Below are 6,204 nucleotides of genomic sequence, written 5' to 3'. Positions count from 1 at the left end.
TCGTTGGCCGTCACTGCGGCAGATTGTTTAACCGCCGGAGATAGCGGTCATGATCTCGACCGTATCGCCTGCGGAAAGCGGCCGGTCCAGATCGCTGTGAACCACTTCGTTGTTGATCGCCAAGCGTATCGTACGTTTCAGCGTCTTATCCCGATTCATCAGTAATCCTTCTAGTTCCGGATGGTCGGCGAACAATCCACGCAGGGCAATATCGAGCGTGTTTGCTTCAAAAATAATCTGACGCCGATAACCCACGTACCTGAGCAAAGATCCCGAGAATAGAAAAATCATGGTCAACCTCTTCTTGCGTCGATATGCGTCGATGTCACGGCGACAGGAACACTTCGGCCGCATCGCCGGCGTCGACACCGGATGCGGTGAGCAACTGATGGACAAAATGAATCTCGACTCCCACGCGATAGGCCGTAGTCACGACCTGCCCACGGTCGAAGAGCGTGAAGGGCCGGCGCAAACCGATACTCAGACGCTCTATCCGCTGGGCCAGACCCGCGAGCAGTTCCGGATGTTTGTCCGCGAGCAGGAACACCATGGCCTCGCGACTATCGCCGATGTAATCGCATACGTGCTCGGAATACCATTGGTCGGCTACTTCGCATCCGTGGCGATGGACGACAAACTCGTGCCGGTACTCAGCAATGGCTTCAGCGTTCTCCGGCACTCTTTTGACTCCGCGATTGAGCAGCACGGGACGCTTGTCAATATCTTCGGGACAGTCGAGCAACAGCTTAGCGATATCGTCGGGCACGCGTCCCGGCGCTGCCGCAAGTGTTTTGATCGACTCGATCCGAACGCACACTTCCTGCATTGACACGCGAGCGACCGGCGCGCCATGTTCATTCGCGAGCAGCACGTCCACGTCCTGCAGGCTGTGGAATCGTTTCGGGTTCCAGGTCCTGATCCGCGTGGTGACACTTAGCGACTCGCAGTCAAAGAATGTCGATGGCTGCAGATAAGCTATCTCAAGGCCGATGGGAACGAACCCGGTCGTGTGGTCCCGGATCAACGCCGCATGCGAGACGGCGTGCTCGATCAACCACGCCGACCAGCCCATGAAACCGAAGGAAAACACAACGCGCGGCTTGAGTTGCAAATGCGTAAACATGCCGCTGCTGCAGGTAAGCGCCAACGTGGTTTCGCGCGCCGATATCGATTGGGCGGCGTCTGTATCAAGCACGGCTGGCGGGCACAACCGGACATAGCCCGGGAGGGTCATGAACTCAGGAAAGTCCTCGCGCATGGCCACTTCCTCGAACAAAGCCCTGGCCCGTTCCATGTCGTGTCCGGTCAACGTTTCCGTTGATTCCGCGCGATATCGATCTATCTCGCCAGCAACCATGGCGTGCACCAGTTCGCGTGTCACCGTGCGCCCATCGTGTAGTCGCACGCCGTGGTGAAGCCACTGCCAGATCTGCGACCGGGCGATCTCGACGGTCGCGGCTCCCTCCATGAGGCCGAACAGCCGGACCGACCCGTGACCACGCAACCACGCTTCCAGATAGCGGATCGACACCGCGATATTGGATTGCAGACCATGAGCGGTAATCGGGCCGTCGAGCCGATCGGCGGCCATCAGGTCCGCCGCCGTTATCTCGACCATGCCGTGCGAGTGGTGGCCGATCTGATGCGCTCGCCCGGAAAGGACGCGGTCGAATGCGGCGTGACACGCCGGGACCAGATCCGGGTGAACGACCCAGGTGCCGTCGAAACCCTCGACAGCCTCGCGCTCCTTGTCGCGGCGCACGGCTTCGACCGCACGGTTTTGCGCTTGCGTGTCGTGCCGGTCCGGAATCTGGGTGGCGACGCCGCCCAGGGCGTGCGTGCCGCGCCGATGGCAGGTGCGAATCAGAAGCCCGGTATAAGCGCGCATGAACGGCAGGCCCATCGTCAGTTCCGCCCGATCGGGGAAAACAAAGTCCCGCCGCCGCCTGAACTCCTTCGCAATGCTGAACAGATAGTCCCAGCGTCCGGCCGTCAGTCCGGCGGCATGAGGGCCGAGAGCATGGAGTATTTCGTCCATTTCGAAAGCAGCACCGATATGCTCGATAAGCACCGTCGCCCGGATGCTGCCCCGTGGGATGCCGATCCAGTCCTGAGCGAATTCGAATACGTTGTTCCACAGTTTCGCGTCGAGGTGGTTCTCCAGCTTGGGCAAATAGAAATAAGGGCCGCTGCCGCGTTCGAGTTGCCTGCGGGCGCAATGAAAAAAATACAGGCCGAAATCGACCAGACTAGCCGATACGGCGCATCCATCAACACGCACATGCTGCTCGGGCAAATGCCAGCCGCGGGGCCTGACCACGATCGCCGTCGTGCTGCCTTGAAGCCTGTAATGCCTGCCTCGCGGGTCGACGTATGCAATATCCCCTTTGACCGCCGCCATCAGGTTGCGCTGGCTCGCCAAGGCGTTGTGCCAGGTGGGCGACATCGCGTCTTCCAGATCGGCCACCCACACCTGTGCATGAGCGTTGAGCGCATTGATAACGATCTTCGGGTTCTCCGCCGGACCGGCAATCTCCACGCGCCGGTCGACCAGATCGTTGGGGGCCGCGCGTACACGCCAGTCCGGATCGTTGCGTATGCCTGCAGTGCTCGGGAGGAATTCGAAGCTGCCTCCCTGTAGCCGATGGTCGGAGCGCTCCTTACGGTAGTCAAGAATGTGTTGGCGCGATTGCTCGAATTCGCAATGCAGCGCCGCGATGAACGCCACGGCCTCAGTCGACAGTACATCAGGGAATGATTCCACCGCATCGCTTTCGACGATGCAACTCGCACAAATTGTCTTGGCCAACCTGAACTCCACAAAGTGTTTGTGTGTTCCCGACCGGCTGGCTCAGCGTGCGGCGGTTGGCCCTAAATATCGACGCTATAGCGGAAATGTTCAAGCGTGAAAAGGAAACATCACGTTGCCGATTTCCGCACAATACGTGGGCCTGGGGTTTCATTCACGGTGAGTGAATCCAGACGGGCTAGGCTCATCTGCCCCACTCACAGCGCTATCACGCCTGGCGTCGACCTCGTGGTGATGGGCGCGTACGGTCACCCGCGTTGGCAGGAACCCGTCATGGGTGGCGCCACGCGCAGCATGTTCGAATCGATGACCGTACCGGTCCCTGATCTCCCATTGATGCGAAAGCTCGGTAGTGGGGCAATGCATCAATGTCGAACTTCGAGTACAGCGGCGCCGTGAACCTTCCCGGCGCGCAAGTCGGCGAGCGCGCGGTTGGCGTCCCTGAGCGGGTAGAGCGTGGTGGACACGTCGAGGTGACATTCATCGGCGATGCGCATGAAAGTGCGCCCGTCCTCGCGCGTGAGATTGGCCACCGACACAACCCGCCGTTCACCCCACAGAAAGGAATACGGAAACGACGGAATATCGCTCATGTGAATGCCCCCACATACTACGACGCCGCCTTTCGTTACCGCCTGCAGCGCCGCAGGGACCAATGCGCCGACAGGCGCGAACAAGAGCGCTGCGTCGAGTTGATCCGGCGGCGTCTCGCTGCTGCTGCCGGCCCAGCATGCGCCGAGACTCATCGCCAACGCCTGCGCGTCCGTATCGCCCGCGCGCGTGAACGCGTAGACGCGGCGGCCCTGATGCCGCGCAATCTGCGCGACAAGGTGCGCCGCTGCGCCAAATCCGTAGATGCCAACCCGTTTCGCGTCGCCCGCCATAGCGAGCGTCCGATAGCCAATCAAGCCTGCGCACAACAACGGCGCGGCTTGGACATCCGAGTATCGCTCGGGCAAGTGCAGGCAATAGTTGCTGTCGACAACCGTGCGTTGCGCATAGCCGCCATCGAGTGTGTAACCGGTAAAATGCGGATCGTCGCAAAGATTTTCGCGATCTGACAGGCAAAATGGACAGTGTCCGCACGTGCGTCCAAGCCACGGTACGCCAACGCGTTCACCGAGCGAAAAGCCAGAAACGCCGTCACCCAGTGCCGCCACCCGACCGACGATCTCGTGACCCGGAATCACAGGCCGCTTTGGATCGGAAAGCTCACCGTCAACGACATGGAGATCGGTGCGGCACACGCCACAGGCACTCACCTCGATCAACAGTTGCCCCGGCCCCGCGACCGGGTCGGGCAAGGTCATTTCACGCAGCGTCGGATCGCTGCCGTCGAACACCATCGCAAACATGGCTAACCTCCTTCCGGCCGCGACCACCGCGCTCCCGTGTCACTCGACTCCCCACTCCATGCAACCCGATCGCGACTGACCTTAATCAACGCGATCGGGCTTGGTGTCACACATCGATCAATTGGATAGGGTGAACCAAAATCTCGACACGTGCACCTCATTTACGTGGCTTAAGCACAGCGATCGGCTGGAGCTCAACGCCGGAGTGCGTTACGCAACGGCCGGAAAATCCAGCGTTGTATCGTTCACTCGATTCACGAGGTTGGTGAACGTAATCGACGCCACCGCGAGACACACTTCAATCACCTGATGCTCCGTGTAACCGGCTTCGCGTACAGCGCCGAGTTCCGCTGCGGGCACGGTGCCACGCGTATCAACAAGGGTGCGGACGAAGCGCACCAACGCATCGCGCTTCGCGTCGCCAGTCGGATCCCCTGCGCGAATCTGCTTCATCCCTTCGGGCGACAAGCCCGCGAACTTGCCCATCAACGTATGGGCCGCGATACAGTAGTCGCAGCCCGCCACTTCGCTGACGGCGAGCTTGATCGTTTCGATGTCAGCCTTGGAGAGCGTACCGCTCGCGATGACGGCGTCCGTAGCGAGCATCGCGCCGAGTGCTTCCGGGCTATGCGTGCCGATGGTTGCGTAAGCGTTCGGCACCTTGCCGGCGGCCTTTTTGATCTTGGCGAAAAGTTCAGCGGTTGCGCCGGTAGCGGCTTCCGGGGCGATAGTAGAAAGGCGGGACATAATCGACTCCTTAAGGATTATTTAGCTAGCCATGTCTTATGGCATGGGAGTCAGTTTAGGTAGTCCGCGTCTATTGTTGAATGCCGGGAAGGCTCGGATTTATGTCCAGGCGTCTCAAGGTCGAAAGTCCAGAAGCGACATCCATTCCGCGAAGCCGCAGGCAAATGCCAGTGCCCGCGGGCTGGCGTAGACCCACTACAGTCTCGGCGCTGTAGCACGGGAGATCATCTGCTGCACCTGGACGCTTGCGTGAATTGGCAGCAACTCTACTTCAGGATGTCCCTTCGCATACACGCGAAAAATTTCGTCGGCAAAGGCCTGCCCGATTGTCTCTACATCGCGGAAATCGAACAGAACCACCTTGAAGCGATCGACTCGTGCGAGAAGCCGCTGGGCTTGTGATCGGGATACCAGACTTTCGGCGCCCATTCTTGCTAGCCGCACCGGAACCACAGTTTTGCTGAATGTGTATTCGTCGGCTTCAGCAAATTCGTCGAATACATCCTTCAGCACTCGCTCGGTGTGGTTGCCGTGCGCCATCATGACCCATGTCCCTGGATGAGACTGCTCGCGTTCGAAAAGGTAGTCGTCTTCTCCGTCCGTGTGATCAAACACCAGGCCTCCCGCCGAAATATAAAATCGGTCGAATGCACGCGATGAGAAAAAGACACCCTCGCCAGTGTGGTTCTCCGGGTCAGTAGTGAGTTTTCCCTTGGCCAGTTCCAGAATCGCCTGCCGCTCGTCGGCCAGCTTACAAAGCCGCGTAATACGCTTGAAAATGCCCTCGCCGTCGTCTTGAATCCAACACGCCGTACCGCCGGGGTAGACATGTGCACGGACGGTGACGAGCGTCCCCTGCGAATGCTCAATCGCGTTGTTGAGCATCTCTGTAAATCCGTAGTCCCAGATCTGCAGCGCACTTTGTCCCATGAACTCCGCGAAGCCAGGTCGAAAATCCTCGACCCAGACTACATGCTCTTCGATCGTATCGATCGGATATTCTTTAGTGAGAGACGCGAGCAGCGGCTGATTGTAGGTCTTGGGTCGCTTTCCCGCTCCCTCACTCAGCAACCCTGAGAGCACCATTCGTGAGAGAAGCCCGTTGGCAGCTTGCCTGGAGATACCACGACGCTCTTGCACTATATGACTCAAGCTGGCTTCTTTGCCATCGTTGGCCCATAGAAGACGGCTGATTTCAGGGTCAAGTTTTTTAAGGTGGTCGATTGGAGTCATGGAAAGATTGCATCTCCTCTATGTCAACATGCGTGCTGTCATGTTGACATAGAACGAGAC

The 6,204-nt window shown here is 59.2% G+C and carries 5 protein-coding genes; all 5 read right to left on the bottom strand.

Annotated elements, in window-relative coordinates:
- Nucleotides 1-27 precede the first annotated feature (27 nt).
- Entirely contained in the window at nt 28-291 is a 264-nt protein-coding gene (locus WCA53_RS14110; protein ID WP_423911239.1) for a MoaD/ThiS family protein, read from the bottom strand.
- 34 nt (nt 292-325) lie between these two features.
- On the bottom strand, nt 326-2,809 hold the full coding sequence (gene aceB / locus WCA53_RS14105; RefSeq protein ID WP_423911237.1) for a malate synthase A: 2,484 nt from the start codon (nt 2,807-2,809) through the stop codon (nt 326-328).
- A 365-nt stretch (nt 2,810-3,174) separates the two neighbouring features.
- Entirely contained in the window at nt 3,175-4,164 is a 990-nt protein-coding gene (locus WCA53_RS14100; RefSeq protein ID WP_423911235.1) for a zinc-dependent alcohol dehydrogenase family protein, read from the bottom strand.
- A gap of 210 nt (nt 4,165-4,374) precedes the next feature.
- Nucleotides 4,375-4,911, bottom strand: coding sequence for a carboxymuconolactone decarboxylase family protein (locus WCA53_RS14095; RefSeq protein WP_423911232.1), 537 nt, complete (start codon nt 4,909-4,911; stop codon nt 4,375-4,377).
- A gap of 195 nt (nt 4,912-5,106) precedes the next feature.
- Nucleotides 5,107-6,144, bottom strand: coding sequence for an STAS-like domain-containing protein (locus WCA53_RS14090; RefSeq protein WP_423911227.1), 1,038 nt, complete (start codon nt 6,142-6,144; stop codon nt 5,107-5,109).
- Nucleotides 6,145-6,204 lie beyond the last annotated feature (60 nt).

The sequence above is a fragment of the Caballeronia sp. genome, assembly GCF_049581465.1.
Classification (GTDB): domain Bacteria; phylum Pseudomonadota; class Gammaproteobacteria; order Burkholderiales; family Burkholderiaceae; genus Caballeronia.
This window is presented reverse-complemented; position numbering and strand designations above follow the sequence as displayed.